The organism is Staphylococcus sp. LCT-H4 (assembly GCF_001866145.1).
GTDB lineage: Bacteria > Bacillota > Bacilli > Staphylococcales > Staphylococcaceae > Staphylococcus > Staphylococcus succinus.
The window spans coordinates 231517-249373 of record NZ_MODY01000002.1 but is presented as its reverse complement, the minus strand read 5'-3'; the positions used below and the strand labels follow the sequence as shown (position 1 = coordinate 249373).

Sequence of the window (17857 nt, the reverse complement as noted above, 5' to 3'; positions counted from 1 at the left end):
TCATATAGTAGTCATTAATTCTCATACATCTATACATTATACATGTCATTAGTAATTTTTTCACATTATAAGAAACGCTTGTTATACTCTTTCTATTAAAAAAAGTGTAACAAGCGTTTGATAGTACTTCTATTCTTTTGTTGGTTACTCTTCAGCGTTAGCTAATGAAGTAACATTAATATCGCCATGATTTGCATGCCAAATCGCCTGTCCCTTTACAAAGTAAAACGCTTGTGGCGATTCATGCTTTACATGTGTTTTCTCTTCTATATAGTTAGATAATTCTCTTTCTTGTTGTACAACCAAATAATAACCATCCATATCTCTTTCATATAAAAATTTGTTGAATTGGTCAAATGCGTTTGCTGAAATAGGACACGTTTCGCTATGTTTCAATACAAACGCGTAATTATTTTCTTCAATAATTTGCTCAAACTGGTCAATCGAACTCAGCTTCATAGCCATTCTATTCACCTCTAAAAATATTTAACACACAATAAGTTTCTACAAGTGTGAAAGTCCCACGATATATACATATCATTGCTTCCAATTATACACAATTACCTTTTTGTTGTTAACCGTTTATTATAAATCTAATAACTTCACTCACTACATACTTTAATTATAGCTATGCTTAAGTTCACTGTATCGTTTGTCGAAAGTCTTGTCAAACTGCTCTATATCTTTACCTTCTTGTGGCAATTTATCATAGTCTATACGTTTTAATTTCTCACTATTTTCTATTGTTTCTTCTCTTGTTTCATAATAATTTTGTAGACTATAGTACATTTCAATCGCATTTTTACGTGCATCATTGACGTAACCATCTTTAATTTCAGCTTTATTTAAATCTTTAATTTCTGCAGTAATCAACGGCATGATTTCTTCGTTAATCGCATGTTTTACTTTATTAGAATCCGATGATTCTAATGCACTTTCTGCAGTTTGTCTTAAATCTTTATTGTTCTGTTCAAGTTTATGCTTAAAGTTATTTACGTCTGCCGTTTCTCCAGCATTATTAGCTTTTTGCATATTCTTTTCTACTTGTGATCTATTTTTTTCGAATAACTTCGTATAATCTAAAATATCTTCATTCGCTTTAATGGATTGATTATATAAATCAACAAATGATGTTAACTCATTGATTGCTGATTTTTTCTGTTCTACAACATCTAAATAGGATGATTTTAATTCTTTTGTTTCCTTAGATTCGGCTGGCAATTGTTTAGCTGCTTTTTCATATTCATCCATCTTAGGCACTAATTGGCTATTCAATCGATTTTGCAAATTATTAAATTCTTTCTTATTTTCGTCAGTCATATCGGTTTTACTTAAATCATCTAACCGCTTCAAATGGATATCATCTGTCACTTTTTCAACTTCATTACCTTTATTTTTGACATCGTTGAGTGATGTATCAAAATCTTTAAATTCTGAAGATGCTTTGTTTCCGCATGCACTCAGTGACACAGAAAAACAAATTACCAAAATAATACAAAGTATTTTTTTCATTTCTGCACTCCTTATTATTCCGTATTATACAGAAACTTATTTAACTTGAAAATGATATGTGATATATTATTTCAGAATTTACAGTTTAACAGTTCTATCACTAAATTTAAAGGAGTGCTCAACAGATATGTATACAAAGATACAAACATTTATAAATGAAGATACAGACTATCATTTTACTAAACTATATGAAACGTATCGTAACATACTTTTCAATTTATTAGATACGCCTATTCAATCAACACACCACATTGGTGGCACAAAACATTTCAACTATCCAACCGAGCCTATATTGGATATCTTAGTTGGCGTTGAGAGTTTACACGACATCACATCTTTAGACGAAAAGCGTTTAAACTACGCAGGGTTCTATCGTTTACATCATACTTATAAAAAGAAAGTTGTCATGGCACAATTTAATAATATGATTGATTTAAAACAAATCGCTCGTTTGCACATTATTCAAAAAGATTCATTACTCTACAATGAATATTTACAAACGAATAGTGCATTGTCTACAGATAATCATATCGCAAAAGTATATGGCGAAAATAAAGCACAATTAGCGCACAACGTGCCGACGATTCGTGCATATGATAACCAAAAACAAAAACTATTTTCAAAATTAGCCAAAGATCTTAAACGTGATGAAGTAACATTTAAATAGTTTATGAGCCTTTTTAACGATTAATTCACATAGATGACTATAAATTGTAAACAAAATATAAATTTCTATGATAATTTGCCATACTTTTTAGCAAATACATACAATCATTGGTATAATAAACAAATGAATTCAAGAGGAAAGGATGTTCTAAATTTGCATAAAGACAACATCTTAAAAGAATTAGAAGTAATTGTACCCAAAGACATTATTAAAATAGACGAACCTTTAAAACGTTATACATATACAGAAACTGGTGGAAAGGCCGATTATTACTTATCACCTACTACTAATGAACAAGTTCAGGCTATCGTACACTTTGCCTATTCAAATGATATTCCTGTTACATATCTAGGGAATGGGTCAAATATCATTATTCGTGAGGGTGGCATTAGAGGTATTGTACTTAGTTTGTTATCTCTAAATTACATTGAAGTATCAGATGACGCAATTATTTCTGGAAGCGGTGCTGCTATTATCGATGTATCATGTGCTGCTAGAGATCATTCCCTCACTGGACTAGAGTTTGCATGCGGCATACCTGGTTCAATAGGTGGCGCTGTCTTTATGAATGCTGGTGCTTATGGTGGAGAAGTTAAAGATTGTATTGATTATGCCCTGTGCGTAAATAACAAAGGTGAGTTACAAACCTTTACAAATAAAGATTTAGAATTAGATTATCGTAATAGTATCGTGCAAAAAGAGCATTTAGTGGTTTTAGAAGCTGCGTTTACTTTAGAACCTGGAGACAAACAAGACATTCAGGAAAAAATGGACGATTTAACAGAACGTAGAACGTCTAAACAACCTTTAGAATATCCTTCATGTGGTAGTGTCTTCCAACGCCCGCCAGGTCATTTCGCAGGTAAGCTTATTCAAGATTCTGACCTACAAGGTCATCGAATCGGTGGTGTCGAAGTTTCCTTAAAACATGCTGGATTTATGGTAAATGTAGACAAAGGTACTGCTACAGACTACGAAAACTTAATTCATTATGTTCAAAAAGTAGTAAAGGAAAAATTTGATGTTGAATTACATCCAGAAGTAAGAATCATAGGAGAATATCCTCAAGATTAATAGGAGATTGATACGATGGTTAATATATACGGTCCTACAGTTGATGATGAAAGTCGCTGCATCCATTACCAAACGCCATTAGATATAATTGCAATCAAATTCAAGTGTTGCAATAAATATTACCCATGTTATAAATGTCATAACGAAGCTGCTTCCCATACTATACAGCGATGGGATTCAAGTGAATTTAATGAAAAAGCAATATTATGTGGTGTATGTAAACATGAAATGACTATAAACGAATATATGATGATAGAAGCATGCCCTAATTGCGATGCTCACTTTAACAATCGTTGTAAATATCATTATCATCATTACTTTTCCATATAAGTTTGCTTTCATCCTTAAAAGCAATTATTACAATCCAATTAAGCGTAAAAATCAACTAAAAAATAGCTGATAGTTTAACTCGTTTGGCCATGTCCTATGCGAGTTATACTATCAGCTATTTTGTTTGCTTATCATACTTTCATACCACTCAAATTCGACTCAAATGATCAAGTTGCGTTTATTTAATATTATTTTCCACATATTTCACAAAGGCTTCTGCATCACCTTTTTGAATATCTTTCATTGGCATTGGACCAATGTTAAATTTGAAATTAATTTTTCCACTGTCATATTCGATGCTTTCTACTTCATTATAAGCAATACTCCTATAATAAAATTCTCCATTCATATCGACATTTAAAATAATGCGCTCATTTGTAGCAATAAAAGCACCTTCAAATTCTGTAGAACCTTGAACGGAATATTCAATGGTACCTAAAACAGCAGGCCCTTTTTTCTCGGTTGGATATAAATCATTTGGATTCACATTATCTAATATCACGTGTATCTTCCCCTTTTTTTCATCATTTTAAATCATTATACAATTTTTCAATAGAATTTTTGACTGAATTGCTCATTACTTCTTTATCATAGCATTATATAAATAATTAATGATTCTTCAAGGTTTGAAACACTATATAAAAAGAAGCCACTCATTATATATTATGAATGGCTTCTCTATTTAGCTAATTACATGGCCCACACGGCATGCTTTTTATTTATCTAATAATTTTTCTACTTCATCAATTTGCTTGATTGCTGTAGTTGTAGAACCGCTAGCAAAATACCAAAGTTTTGGATCTAACTCTAAAACTTTATTGTCTTTAATAGCGTCCACGTCTTTTATTACATCATTACCTAATGCTTGTTTTGCAGTAGATTTTCCACCAATTGCTTGTCCACGGTCCATCGCAAAAATAATACTTGGATTTTTTTCTGCAATATACTCGTTTGTTATATTTTGTCCATGCGTACTATTTTTAATATTTTCATCTGCAGATGCGAAGCCCATTGTATCAAAAATCATTGAACCAAAACGTTCTCCAGCTCCAAATGTAGATAATTCTCCTTCATTAACTAATAAGAATAGTGCTTTTTTATCTTTCATATCTTTTGTTTTATCTTTGATGCCAGCAATTTTATCATCTAACTCTTTGTTTATTGATTTTGCTTTATCTTCTTTGCCGTAAATTTTACCTATATTTTCAGCATTTTTCTTCATTGAATTGACTTCATCTTTTTCATCTGCACCAACATAAACCACTTTTGCTTTTGGCGCTGCTTTTTTAAATTCGTCTAGATTTTTTTGATTAGCTGTACGCCCAGATATGTATATAACGTCTGGTTTTGCTTCAGCTACTTTATCGAAATTCACTTCTTTAAGGCTACCTGTATTTAAATATTTTTCATCTTTAAACTCACTTAAGAAATCTGGTAATGATTTACTATCTTCACCTTTAGGAACTGCTTTAACTTTATCTTCAAGTCCCATTTCTTTCATCGTATCCAATGTACCATAATCAAACACAACTGCTTTTTCAGGATTCTTAGGTACTTCAACAGTTTCTTTTACCTCTTTAGCATCGCTACCATCACGTTTTTCCCCACTCGCTTGGTAGTTATTTTCGATTTTCACTGTCTTATTTGATTCTTCATTACTTGATTTAGAGTCTGATGATTTTTTCTCATCTGCTCCGCCATTACTACATGCTACTAATAAAAACATTAAACCTACTACTAATAATAAAGCATATTTTTTCATGTTGTTAAATTCCTCCTGTGTTTTATATCGTTTGTCTACCTTTTATGTGCCTGTAAAAACTTTATAACGTTACGTTTACATCACTCCTTTCAAAAAAGTTTACAAACTACGCTTATAACGAATGTACAAGTTCCAAATCCTGTTGTTCAGCCATCATTTCATCAAAATACACACAAATACGCTGACCTCGTATTTCTTCGATCCTTACTTCCATATCATAAAGCGTGCGCAATGTGTCTGTTTGTATGACATCATTTTTCTCACTTGCTTTAATTACAGCGCCATCTTTTAAGGCGACGATGTCATCCGAATAACATGATGCAAAATTAATATCATGAATAACTACAACAATCGTTTTATTTAAGTCTTGAGCAAGTTGTCTTAAAGTTTGCATAATTTGCACAGAATGTTTCATATCTAAATTATTTAATGGTTCATCTAACAATATATAATCTGTATCTTGTGCAATCGTCATAGCAACATATGCACGTTGACGCTGACCACCAGATAATGTCTTTAAATAACGGTGTCTAATTTCATTCAGTTGTAACAGTTCTAAAGCATATTCAACCTGTGCTTTGTCATCTTCTTTTAAATGGCCTTTAGAATGTGGAAAACGTCCAAAGTTCACTAATTGTTCAACTGTAATATTAAGCTCTGTATGATTGGATTGCTTTAAAATCGATAGTTTTTTAGCTAAATCATTACTTTTATATTTATTAATAGATTTGCCTTCTATATCTATTGATCCATCTTCAAAATCTATTAAACGTGTTATTGCTGATAATAGTGTACTTTTACCAGCACCGTTTGGTCCTATCATAGACGTTAAACGTCCTTTTTTTATTTCAACGTTTATATCTTTTAAAATGGCTTTATCCTGAATCGTTTTGTTAAGACCTTGTACTCGTATCAATTCGCATTTCTCCTTTTTATTAATAAGTAAATGAAGTAACTTCCACCTACCAAATCAATAATTATGCTTACTTGTGTCGTTGCTTCAAATAAATTTTCCACTACCGCTTGTGCTATAAATAAACTTAACCAACTCATACAAATCGTTGCTGGTAATATATACTTATGCTCATACGTTTTCATCAATTCATGTGCTAAGTTAACAGTAAGTAATCCTAAAAATGTTATTGGACCAACAAGTGCTGTTGATATAGAAACAAGAATCGCAACTAATATCATCATTACTCGCGTCACTGTTTTATATGAAATGCCTAGGTTGATAGCTTGATCTTTTCCTAATAACAGTACATCTAAATACGGAACGGCAATAACAGTTATAATCACTAAAATGATGAGCATAATACCACAGAGGGTCACGAGCTTACTGTTTGATGCATCAAAGTTTGCAAACATCGCGCTTTGTACTGCCAAGAAATCTTCAGGATTGATGATTAATTCTAAAAAGCCAGTGATACTTTTGAAAAATGTTCCAAGTATGACCCCTACAAGTAATATAAAATAAACTGACACGTCGCCAATTCTAAATATGCCTTGGAATAAAATGAGTGAAAAAACAATCATAACCACTAAAGTAATTATAAAGTTAAGATATAGATTGGTTACAAAAACAGATTGGACGCCAAAGACGAAAACTAGTAGTACTTTCACAAACATATAGACTGAATCCAAACCCATAATTGATGGTGTTAACAATCTATTAGTTGTTACAGCTTGAAAAATGACTACTGAGGCAGCTATCGCAGCGCCAACTAACAACATTAATATTAGTTTTCTTAAACGACTTGAGAATTGGTATTGAAAAATATCGAAATCAATACCTAATACAAGGTAAAGCGCCCCAGCTAATATGGTTAAAGCAATTAATATCAATAGCTTATGTTTCGCACTAATTTGCATAATGATGTCGTCCTTTCATCAGCAAGATTATGAAGATAATAGTGCCAAAGACGCCAATTGTTAATCCGATATTAATTTCATAAGGATAAACGACAATTCTTCCTATAATATCTGAAAACATAACAAATATAGCTCCTAACATCGCTGTATGAGGCAACGCATTCTTCAAGTGATCTCCTCTAAAAATAGAGACAATGTTAGGAACAATTAATCCTAAAAATGGTAACGTCCCCACTGTCACCACTACCAATGCAGTAATCGTAGCTGTAATAAATAATCCGATGTTTATTACTTTTTCATAATTCACACCTAAATTGTTACTAAAATCTTTTCCCATCCCTGCTATCGTAAAATGATTTGCGAATATGTATGTAAGTACTAATAATGGAATACTCAAATATAATATTTCATATCTTCCACTCGTGATAATTGCAAAGTTCCCATTCAACCAATTGCCAACACTTTGGACCGTATTTGTTCTTAATGCCATAAAAGTAGCAAAACTAGAGATAATACCACCTAACATAATTCCTAATAACGGTACAAAAATGACATCTTTGAAACGAATAAGTTGAACCAGTTTTACAAATAAAAATGTTCCAGCAATACTCAAAGTAACTGCAAATGCTAACTTAATCATGATGTTTTCTTCTGGAAAAAATATAAGAGAGATTAATATACCTAACTTAGCCCATTCCATCGTTCCTGCTGTAGTTGGACTTACAAATTTATTTTGCATCATCTGTTGCATGATTAATCCTGCAAGTGCCAAGGTACTCCCAGATATTAATATACTTACTGTTCTAGGGATTCTACTAGAAACAATAATATTCATCTGTTCTTTAGATAAATGAAAAATATCTGTAACAGAAACTTTACTTACACCTATAAATAAAGAAAGGATAGTTAATAATAGTAAAATAATAAATAAAACAATACCATTAAGTAAAAATTTCATAATATAGACCTTAATCCTTTCTATGTAATATTGAATCAAAAATCATAATGATTATGATAATCATTATCAATATCTATAATAAAATTTTACCATTTTCCTCTATAAATTCAATAGTTATCACAAATTTTGTTAAAATATCGTGAAATTATATGGATATATATCTAATAATAATGAAATAAAATATTTAATATTAAATATTGGTATGGATATAGTAGTAAAAATTGCTGAATTTTATGTATTTTATGAATAAATATAATTTAGAACATGAATCTCAATTTATTAGTTTTTGAAACACTTCAATCAATGCGTACTGGCAAATTTTCAATAAAAAAGGTGTGCTCTCAGATAATTGTAATCTGAGAGCACACCTTTAAAATGTAGCATGTTTGTCCCCAACTTGTTGCATTGTAAGTTGGGATATTTATACATATAACCTTACCAATCCATTTTTAGATTCAATACATATGCGTATTAATCTTCAAAGACGAAATCATCATCCGTTAATGCTTCAACATTTAACGCTAATGTATAACCATCACCTTTAACAGAGAAAAAGTCGTGATTTTTCGTAGTTGTATCTAAAGCATTTTCAATAATTGGATTAAATTCTCTTTCTTCAAAGTATGGATCGAATCCTAAGTTAGATAAAGCTTTATTACCGTTATATCTTACATAGTTTAATACATCTTCTGATAAACCAACTTCATCATAAAGTGAATGTGTATACGATACTTCGTTTTGATACAAGTCATCTAGCAATTTATACATATCTTGATCTGCTTGTTGCTTTTCACTTTCTGATAATTCATTACGTAAGCTTTGCGCATCCATACCTGTAAACACACCGTGAATAGATTCATCTAGTAATATTTTACGGATGATTTCTCCGGAAGTTGTCATTTTACCTTGCCCAGCAAGATAAAGCGGATAATAAAAACCAGAATAGAATAAAAATGTTTCTAAGAACACACTTGATACACGAGCCATATATTGATCATAAACAGAAGCTTCTTTACCCCATAATTTATGATAATTATCGATAATTTTATCTGATTTGTATTTCAAATGAGGTTCTTCAATAATCCATTTATCTAATAAGTAGTTCGTTTCACTAGATGGTAATAAAGTCGTGAAAATGTGAGAATAACTTTTCGCATGAATTTGTTCCATCATAGCCATAAATGAATATACTGCTTTCTTACGTAAATCAGTCGTATGTAACATGATTAGTGGCATACCATCATCTGCTTGATGCGTATCTAACCCTGTTAATCCTGCTAAAGCTTTTTTGAAGGCATCTTTCTCTGCTTCAGATAACGTCTTCCAACTTGCGATATCTTTTGATACTTTAAATTCAGTTTCTACCCACATTTGTGAAATATTTTGGCGCCAAAACATATTTGTCATGTCTTCTTGCGTATTCCAATTGACTGCTTTCATTTAGGTAATATCTCCTATCCATTATAAATTTAATTGAACAGTGATTTACAGCCTAATCTTTTATGAAAATTAGGCTGCTTCTAGATACCACTGTTTTTATTTTGATCTTATATTGAGCAACTTGTACATTCTTCAACGCTTAATAATTTATTTCTAGTGTAGTATAAAGATTTTAACCCTTTATGATGTGCATAAACGTATAATCTAGATAACTCACGCGTAGATATTTCAGAATTAACATAAAGAATTGTAGAAATTCCTTGGTCAACATGTGTTTGAATTGTTGAGATTAAGTCTATAAGTTTCATTTGGTCTGTGTTAAATGCAGACTTGTAATACCACATTGTTTCTGGTGATAGGAAAGGCATAGGATAAAATGTTTCAGCATTGCCGTAAGTACGACGTTCAATTTGATCTACAATCGGCATAACAGAGCTTGTTGCGTTTTGTACATAAGAAATACTTTGTGTTGGTGCAATCGCTAAACGATAAGCATGGAATAAACCATGTTTTTCCACTTCTTTTTGTAATGCTTTCCAATCTTCAGGAGTTGGAATTTCTAAACCATCAAACAATTTACGTACTTTTTCATATTTAGGTGCAAATGTTTGTGATGTATAAAATTCAAAATATTTACCATTGGCATAATCAGATTGTTCAAATCCGCTATATACTTCTTGACGTTCTTTTGCAATACCCATAGAACGTTCAATAGAGTAATAATTCATCATCATAAAGAAGATGTTAGCAAAGTCTTTCGCTTCTTCTGACTCATAACCAATTTTATTTTTAGCCAAGTAACCATGTAAGTTCATTACGCCTAAACCTACAGAATGTAACTCACTATTTGCTTTTCTCACACCAGGTGCATTTTGAATATCTGCTTCATCACTTACTACAGTCAACGCATCCATACCTGTGTGTACTGAGTCTTTGAACTTGCCAGACTCCATAACATTAACGATATTTAATGAACCAAGGTTACAAGAGATGTCACGTTTAATTTCATCTTCAATACCATAGTCATTGATAATTGATGTTTCTTGTAGTTGGAAAATTTCAGTACATAAGTTACTCATTTTAATTTGACCAATATCTGAGTTAGCATGTACTTTATTCGCATTATCTTTGAACATTAAATAAGGATAACCCGATTGCAATTGTGTTTGTGCAATCATATTTAACATTTCACGTGCATCTTTTTTCTTTTTGTCTACATTAGGATTTGCTACTAAATCGTCATAGTACTCATCAAGATTAATATCATCTAAAGTTACACCGTATTCGTTATAAACTGTATGTGGTGCAAACATATGGAAATCTTTACCTTCTTTTGCTAAATCAAAGAATTTAGACGGTACAATTAAACCTGTTGAAATTGTAGACAAACGTAAATCTTCATCAGCATTTACCTTTTTCGTATCTAAGAATTCTTCAACATCATAATGGAAGATGTTTAAATATACTGCACCTGCACCTGGACGTTGACCTAGTTGGTCAGCATAACTAAAACCGCCTTCTAATGATTTCGCAACTGGTAGCACACCTTTTGCTACGCCTTTGATGCCTTTGATTGCTTCACCACGTGCACGTAATTTTGATAAATTAATTGCTACGCCGCCACCAATTTTACTTAATTGTTTTGCAGTCGCATCAATAAAGTTGATGGAATTCAAACTATCATCCACTTCTAATAAGAAACATGAAACAAGTTCCCCACGACGCGCACGGCCAGCATTTAAAAATGTCGGAGTCGCAGGTTGGTAACGTTGTTCAATCATCGCAGAAACAAACTGTCTAGCAGTTTCTTTATGGCCATTTGCTAAATATAACGAAACTATCACAACATGTTGTTTATAATCTTCTAAATATTGACTTTTATCATTTGTTTTTAAAGCATAATCTTTAAAAAATTTACTTGCTGACATATAACTAGCAAAATTAAATTCGATATTTTTAGCAAATTCAGTGATTTCTATTAAGTCATCTTCTGAATATTTTTTAAACACATCGAAATAGAAGTCATTATCAACGAGATAACGGAGACGTTCAATTTCAGTATCAAAATAAATGGTCTTATCTTGAATCTCCTGTAAATATACTTCTAATGCTTCTTGATCTTTTTCCAAATTGAAAAAGCCATTCTCTTTACGTTTGGTAACTTCATTGTTTAACTCAATATGATTGTATTTCTTCTCGTCTATTATCTTCATTGAAATGTCCCACCTTATCTTTAAATTCGCTAATATCGTCTAATGTGCCTTGTACTTCAAACTTCATTAATAAAGGCACGTTGTAACGTTCCGAAATGGAGCGTCCAGCCTTTGCAAAATTTTGTCCCCAGTTACGGTTTCCGCTCGCTGCAACGGCTCTAATTAAGTCATTGTTCATATCTAAAAATGATTGGACAGGTTGTGGTACTTCACCAAATCCTATCGTTCCAGTGACCAATATGAATGGTTCATCTATTCGCTCAGTGCAATTATTTTGCGTAATTTCTAAAGTATTACTTACTTCCGCACGCTTTATAAATCTACGCACATTACCTGAAAAAGAAAAGTATACCACCTTCATCGGACCACCTTCTTTCTATTAATGATTTAACAAATATGAAAAATTCGCCTTTTTATATTTAAAGTTATGGTACTGGGGTCTTAAATGACGCGTTAGTATTAACTTATTGAGGTGACCACAATATATAGTAATTGCAATATCTATATGTAGTCATGTAAAAACTCATTTTTTAGGCATTAATACTATTTTTGTCATGATTAAAAGCCCAAAACAGTGTTATTTTACTTAAAATTTGGTTTATTATAAATAAATTAAACACGTACCAAAACACTATATATTGTGTTTTATCTTGGTAACAAATACTATATTATGTGTTTCATTATACATAAGTCCGGAGCCGATTAAAAGGCTTTAATTTTCAACAAAATGGTGAATGATGAATGGAAATGGCACCAATTCAACCCTAAACAGATATTTTACTTATTGAAAAAATTTTTTTGCTAAAATTAAGGTTATTTTATTTGCTTTTTCCAAAAATCATATAAGGCTTGATGCACCGTCATTTAAGTCAAAACCTGCATTCCTAGTGCTCTAAATAAATTAAAAATTTTATATTTTCAATCTACTTATTTTTTCACTATTATAAGTTGTTAAAGAACATTTGTTCGTGTATGTATTTTAATATATAAATTCCCTATTTTCAAGCATATATACACGCTTATCTCTTTTATGCTAATATGAATACGTTAAAAATTAAAAATTGAGGCGATATATGTGAATCCTAAAGTTAAGGGTATCATTGCTATCTTAATTTCAGCAGTTGGATTTAGCTTTATGTCTGTATTCTTTAGATTAGCTGGGGACTTACCAGTTTTTCAAAAGTCACTTGCTCGAAATTTAGTAGCTATGTTCATTCCGTTATATTTTATTTTCAAATATAAACAACCATTGTTCGGCAAATTGAGCAGCCAACCTCTATTAATCACTAGATCTACTCTAGGTTTAATCGGTGTATTGTTAAATATTTATGCGATAGACCATATGATTTTAAGTGATGCTGATACGTTGATGAAACTTAACCCGTTTTGGACAATTTTATTAAGTTTACTCTTCTTAAATGAAAAAGTGCGCAATTACCAATTCATTGCTATGATTGTAGCCATTTTTGGTATGCTATTTGTTGTTAAGCCCGAGTTTTCTTCTTCCATGATTCCAGCAGTTGGCGGATTATTCTCCGGTATCTTTGCTGCTAGCGCTTATACATGTGTAAGAGCATTGAGTACTCGTGAAGCACCATATACTATTGTTTTTTATTTTTCATTCTTTTCTATTATAGTATTAATACCATTTACTATATTTACGTTTGAACCTATGTCAATGATGCAAATCATCTATCTCATTGGTGCAGGTATCTCTGCTGCTGCAGGACAAATAGGTATTACACTTGCTTATAGTTATGCACCAGCTAAAGACATATCTATATTTACTTATGCATCAATTATATTTACAGCATTATTCGGATTGATCTTATTTGGAGAATCACCTGATTTGTATGCAATTCTAGGCTATATTATTATTATAGGCGCAAGCTATTATATGTTTGAGAAAGCACGCCGACAGCCCCTCACAATTCAAAAAGAGACACATAAACCAAAACACTAAAGGAGCGATATATTATGTCTGAAGGACGCAATAAAACGCAATTAGAAGATATTACTTTATTAGGTAATCAAAATAACAAATATGAATTTGATTATACACCTAATGTTTTAGAATCATTCGATAACAAACATCAAGGCCGCGATTATTTTGTGAAATTTAACTGTCCAGAATTCACCTCTTTATGCCCTATTACTGGTCAGCCTGATTTCGCTACAATTTATATTTCTTACATCCCTAATATTAAAATGGTAGAATCGAAATCTTTAAAGCTCTATTTATTTAGCTTTAGAAACCATGGTGATTTTCACGAAGACTGCATGAATATTATTATGAATGATCTTATTGATTTGATGGATCCACACTACATTGAAGTTTGGGGAAAATTCACACCTCGTGGTGGAATTTCAATCGATCCTTATACAAACTATGGTCGTCCTGATTCTAAATATGAAAAAATGGCAGAACATCGTTTAATGAATCATGATCTTTATCCAGAAAAAATAGATAATAGATAACTATTTTTTATCTACGCCTCAACTACAATGATTGAAATTTTGGGATATTAATATATGTCTACCATCATTAAACCATCGACTAAGTCACATGATTTAGCTGATGGTTTTTTGTATGCTTTCACGGGGATAAATTACTAAACTTTAATATGACATTCTCCCCCTATGTTCATAGTTTTTTAATGTATAGTGTGAAAGTTACTTATATTTGAATAATTCAGGGACACACTTGTTTTTTTTATAAAAACAGTATAGAATAAATCCAACCATTTAAGGGGAGGGAAATTATGAAAAAAGTTAATCATAGTCACGAAGAAATCATGAAAAGCATTCCAAACAAAGGTTTCTTCGGACATCCAAAAGGACTAAGCACACTATTCTTGACTGAGTTTTGGGAGAGATTCAGTTATTATGGTATGAAAGCCATATTAATTTTCTATCTATATTATAGTGTTGCTGACGGTGGCTTCGGGCTTAGCCAAGCAGTTGCTATGCAAATTGTTGCTATTTACGGAACTTTAATTTATATGTCTGGTCTTATCGGAGGGTGGATTGCAGATCGGATTACTGGAACTCAAGATGCCGTCTTCTATGGCGGGTTCCTCATCATGTTTGGACATATCCTATTATCTATTCCGGGTAATTTAACAGCAGCAATGATAGCTTTACTTCTAATTATCGCAGGCACAGGGTTATTAAAACCAAATATCTCTACTACTGTTGGTGAATTATATGAACGCAATGATCCAAGACGTGATGCAGCATTTACGTTATTTTACATGGGGATTAATTTAGGGGCATTGCTTTCACCTTTAATTACTGGGCAATTGCAAACTAAAATTGGTTTCCACGCTGGTTTTTTAGCAGCAGCAATTGGAATGTTTTTTGGTCTTATCGTTTTTGCACTCAAACGTAAAAAGAATTTAGGGTTAGCTGGTCGCAATGTGCCAATACCGTTAACAAGACCAGAAATCAAAAAATTCGTACTTATTACTGTTGGCGTTATCGTTTTATTCTTAATATATTTATGGATTCTACATTTAAATAATGCCTTAACATTAGGTAACTTTAGTTTCTTAATTACACTGTTAGGTATTGTGTTACCGGTATACATATTCCTTAATATGATATTAAGTAAGAATATAACAAAAGATGAACGTTCACGTGTTTATAGTTATGTACCTTTATATATTACTTCCGTGGCTTTCTGGATGATTCAAGAACAAGGTTCAACGATACTTGCAACATTTGCAGATAAAAAAACACAATTAGAAATGTCAGAATTAACAAATGGTTTAATTGATTTTTCAATACCTGCAGCATGGGCACAGTCATTAAATCCCATTTTCATTGTGCTCTTGGCGCCAATTTTCGCAACACTTTGGATGAAATTAGGAAAGTACAACCCGCCTACCGTACACAAATTTGCTATCGGCACGATTATCGCGGGCTTATCCTATTTAATTATGATTATTCCATTAGCTACAGGCAACGCGTTAATCAATCCATTATGGCTTGTACTCAGTTTCTTATTGATTACGATTGGTGAACTTTGTATCTCACCAGTAGGTTTATCTACAACTACTAAATTAGCACCAATAACGTTCACTGCACGTATGATGAGCCTATGGATGCTAAGTAATGCAACTGCACAAGGGCTTAACGCTCAACTTGTTGTTGTCTATACAAAGATGAATCAAAGTGACTACTTTATGTACTCAGGCCTTATCGCTGTAATAATTGGTATTCTATTACTGATTTTTTCACCAAAAGTAAGACGTGCTATGAAAGGCGTATATTAAAAATACACTCTGTACTTTTCCAAAACAGTAGTGGTACCTAATCGTACCCTACTGTTTTATTTTTTTCTAAAACAATGAATACTACCACTCAAATAAATTTAATGCAATTCATTACAAAAATTAACTGAATATTTAGAATATTGCTATTTTGAGAATATTATTGAAATTCAATTATATAAGGAGTAAAATGTTTTTTATATATTTTTACAGGGAGCAAGAAAGGACGGGAATGTTTTATGCAAAATCAAGATACAGCCCAAGATCAAGCTGTCCAATCAATTCCTCAAAGAGGCTTCTTTGGACACCCTAAAGGACTAGGTGTTTTATTCTTTGTTGAATTTTGGGAAAGATTCAGCTATTACGGTATGCGCGCATTACTTATTTTCTATATGTATTTTGCTATAAAAGATGGCGGCCTAGGTATGGACAAAGCAACTGCTCAATCCGTTATGGCAGTCTACGGCGCACTTATTTATATGACTTCGGTACTTGGAGGATGGATTGCAGATAGAATTACAGGAACACGTACAGCTACCTTAATAGGTGGCGTCTTAATTATTATAGGTCATATATGCTTAAGTTTACCTTTCGCAGCAGTCGGACTATTTGTATCTATGTTCTTTATTATCGTTGGTTCTGGATTAATGAAACCAAATATTTCAAATATTGTCGGTAGATTATACCCTCAAAATGATTTACGTTTAGATGCTGGTTTCGTTATTTTCTATATGGCTGTAAACTTAGGTGGTCTACTGTCACCTTTAATATTAAATCAATTTGTTGATTCTGGTGACTTTCATGCAGGCTTCTTAATAGCTGCAGTCGGAATGGCACTTGGTTTAATTTGGTACATTATATTTAATAGAAAAAATTTAGGGTCAATTGGGATGACAGCTTCCAACCCATTAAATCAAAGCGAAAAAAAGAAATTTACAATTTTATTTGCAGCAGCAATTATACTGATTGTAGTCGTTTTACTTGTTACAGGGTTAACTGGGACGCTATCATTTAATTTAGTCAGTACAACAGTGCTTGTAATCGGCGTACTTTTACCAATTATTTACTTTACGATTATGATACGTAGTAAGGATGTAACACCTGATGAGCGTTCACGAGTAATCGCGTTTATCCCACTATTTATCTTAGGCGTACTCTTTTGGTCTATCCAAGAACAAGGCGCTAATGTATTGAATATTTACGCCTTTGAAAGTTCAGATATGACATTAAATATTTTTGGATGGACAACAGGTTTCGGTCCTGCATTATTCCAATCTATTAACCCATTGTTTATCGTATTGCTCGCACCGATAGTTTCTATCATTTGGGCAAAAATGGCTAAACGCCAACCAAGTCTAGCAACTAAATTTGTATTAGGGACACTTTTAGCTGGTGCTTCCTATATTATGATTGCGTTAATTGGTCATTCAGCAGGAAATGCAACTGTGAGTGTCAATTGGGTGATTCTATCGTATATTATTTGTGTAATTGGCGAATTATGTTTATCACCTACGGGTAACAGCGCAGCAGTCAAACTTGCTCCAAAAGCATTTAATGCGCAAATGATGAGTTTATGGTTATTAACAAATGCATGTGCCCAAGCTATTAATGGAACATTAGTAAAATTAATCGAACCGCTTGGCTATAAGAACTATTTCTTATTCTTAGGTTCGATTGCTATTATTGTCAGTCTCATTATCCTTGCATTTGTACCTAAAATCATTAAAGGCATGCGTGGTATTAAGTAATACTTAC

Annotated in this window: 17 protein-coding genes; 7 read left to right on the top strand and 10 right to left on the bottom strand. The window is 32.1% G+C overall.

The features are described 5' to 3' along the window. Positions 1-144: 144 nt before the first annotated feature. Together ytxJ and BK821_RS06135 are read right to left on the bottom strand one after the other, a co-directional pair. Positions 145-465 (bottom strand): bacillithiol system redox-active protein YtxJ, encoded by a 321-nt coding sequence (gene ytxJ / locus BK821_RS06140; RefSeq protein WP_046837197.1) that lies wholly within the window; start codon positions 463-465, stop codon positions 145-147. A gap of 153 nt (positions 466-618) precedes the next feature. Further along, positions 619-1512 carry an EMYY motif lipoprotein gene (locus BK821_RS06135; RefSeq protein ID WP_071331421.1) on the bottom strand — a complete coding sequence of 298 codons (894 nt, stop codon included), beginning with the start codon at positions 1510-1512 and terminating at the stop codon, positions 619-621. Between the two features lie 127 nt (positions 1513-1639). On the opposite strand from BK821_RS06135, the gene BK821_RS06130 reads away from it, so the two are divergent. The 3 genes from BK821_RS06130 to BK821_RS06120 all read left to right on the top strand — a co-directional run bounded on the left by BK821_RS06130 (position 1640) and on the right by BK821_RS06120 (position 3583). Continuing rightward, complete coding sequence (locus tag BK821_RS06130; RefSeq protein WP_046837195.1) at positions 1640-2179, top strand: GrpB family protein; 540 nt, start codon at positions 1640-1642, stop codon at positions 2177-2179. A gap of 123 nt (positions 2180-2302) precedes the next feature. Continuing rightward, the gene (gene murB, locus BK821_RS06125) at positions 2303-3253 is read left to right on the top strand and encodes a UDP-N-acetylmuramate dehydrogenase (protein ID WP_083390160.1); all 951 of its coding nucleotides are present in this window, start codon (positions 2303-2305) and stop codon (positions 3251-3253) included. Between the two features lie 15 nt (positions 3254-3268). Continuing rightward, positions 3269-3583 (top strand): CHY zinc finger protein, encoded by a 315-nt coding sequence (locus tag BK821_RS06120; protein WP_046837193.1) that lies wholly within the window; start codon positions 3269-3271, stop codon positions 3581-3583. A gap of 178 nt (positions 3584-3761) precedes the next feature. Here the strand turns inward: BK821_RS06120 and BK821_RS06115 are convergent, their stop codons facing one another. The 8 genes from BK821_RS06115 to nrdI all read right to left on the bottom strand — a co-directional run bounded on the left by BK821_RS06115 (position 3762) and on the right by nrdI (position 12189). Then, positions 3762-4085, bottom strand: coding sequence for a PH domain-containing protein (locus BK821_RS06115; RefSeq protein WP_046837192.1), 324 nt, complete (start codon positions 4083-4085; stop codon positions 3762-3764). A gap of 213 nt (positions 4086-4298) precedes the next feature. Next, the gene (locus BK821_RS06110; RefSeq protein WP_046837191.1) at positions 4299-5345 is read right to left on the bottom strand and encodes a ferrated catecholamine ABC transporter substrate-binding lipoprotein SstD; all 1047 of its coding nucleotides are present in this window, start codon (positions 5343-5345) and stop codon (positions 4299-4301) included. Positions 5346-5457: 112 nt separating this feature from the next. Continuing rightward, on the bottom strand, positions 5458-6261 hold the full coding sequence (locus tag BK821_RS06105) for an iron ABC transporter ATP-binding protein (protein ID WP_046837190.1): 804 nt from the start codon (positions 6259-6261) through the stop codon (positions 5458-5460). Next, positions 6258-7217: an iron chelate uptake ABC transporter family permease subunit gene (locus BK821_RS06100; protein WP_046837189.1), complete on the bottom strand. Its 960-nt coding sequence runs from the start codon at positions 7215-7217 to the stop codon at positions 6258-6260. Before BK821_RS06100 ends, BK821_RS06105 begins: the two co-directional genes overlap by 4 nt. Next, positions 7207-8175 (bottom strand): ABC transporter permease, encoded by a 969-nt coding sequence (locus tag BK821_RS06095; protein ID WP_046837188.1) that lies wholly within the window; start codon positions 8173-8175, stop codon positions 7207-7209. Before BK821_RS06095 ends, BK821_RS06100 begins: the two co-directional genes overlap by 11 nt. Before the next feature lie 471 nt (positions 8176-8646). Beyond that, the gene (gene nrdF, locus BK821_RS06090) at positions 8647-9615 is read right to left on the bottom strand and encodes a class 1b ribonucleoside-diphosphate reductase subunit beta (protein ID WP_046837187.1); all 969 of its coding nucleotides are present in this window, start codon (positions 9613-9615) and stop codon (positions 8647-8649) included. Positions 9616-9722: 107 nt separating this feature from the next. Next, complete coding sequence (gene nrdE, locus BK821_RS06085; RefSeq protein WP_046837186.1) at positions 9723-11828, bottom strand: class 1b ribonucleoside-diphosphate reductase subunit alpha; 2106 nt, start codon at positions 11826-11828, stop codon at positions 9723-9725. Further along, positions 11791-12189 carry a class Ib ribonucleoside-diphosphate reductase assembly flavoprotein NrdI gene (nrdI, locus tag BK821_RS06080; protein ID WP_071331419.1) on the bottom strand — a complete coding sequence of 133 codons (399 nt, stop codon included), beginning with the start codon at positions 12187-12189 and terminating at the stop codon, positions 11791-11793. Before nrdI ends, nrdE begins: the two co-directional genes overlap by 38 nt. Before the next feature lie 714 nt (positions 12190-12903). On the opposite strand from nrdI, the gene BK821_RS06075 reads away from it, so the two are divergent. From BK821_RS06075 to BK821_RS06060, 4 genes are all read left to right on the top strand, one after another. Further along, on the top strand, positions 12904-13791 hold the full coding sequence (locus tag BK821_RS06075; protein ID WP_046837184.1) for a DMT family transporter: 888 nt from the start codon (positions 12904-12906) through the stop codon (positions 13789-13791). 14 nt (positions 13792-13805) lie between these two features. Then, positions 13806-14306 carry a preQ(1) synthase gene (queF, locus tag BK821_RS06070; protein ID WP_046837183.1) on the top strand — a complete coding sequence of 167 codons (501 nt, stop codon included), beginning with the start codon at positions 13806-13808 and terminating at the stop codon, positions 14304-14306. A 284-nt stretch (positions 14307-14590) separates the two neighbouring features. Beyond that, positions 14591-16105 (top strand): peptide MFS transporter, encoded by a 1515-nt coding sequence (locus BK821_RS06065; protein WP_046837182.1) that lies wholly within the window; start codon positions 14591-14593, stop codon positions 16103-16105. Between the two features lie 236 nt (positions 16106-16341). Next, positions 16342-17850: a peptide MFS transporter gene (locus BK821_RS06060; protein ID WP_046837181.1), complete on the top strand. Its 1509-nt coding sequence runs from the start codon at positions 16342-16344 to the stop codon at positions 17848-17850. Positions 17851-17857: the final 7 nt, after the last annotated feature.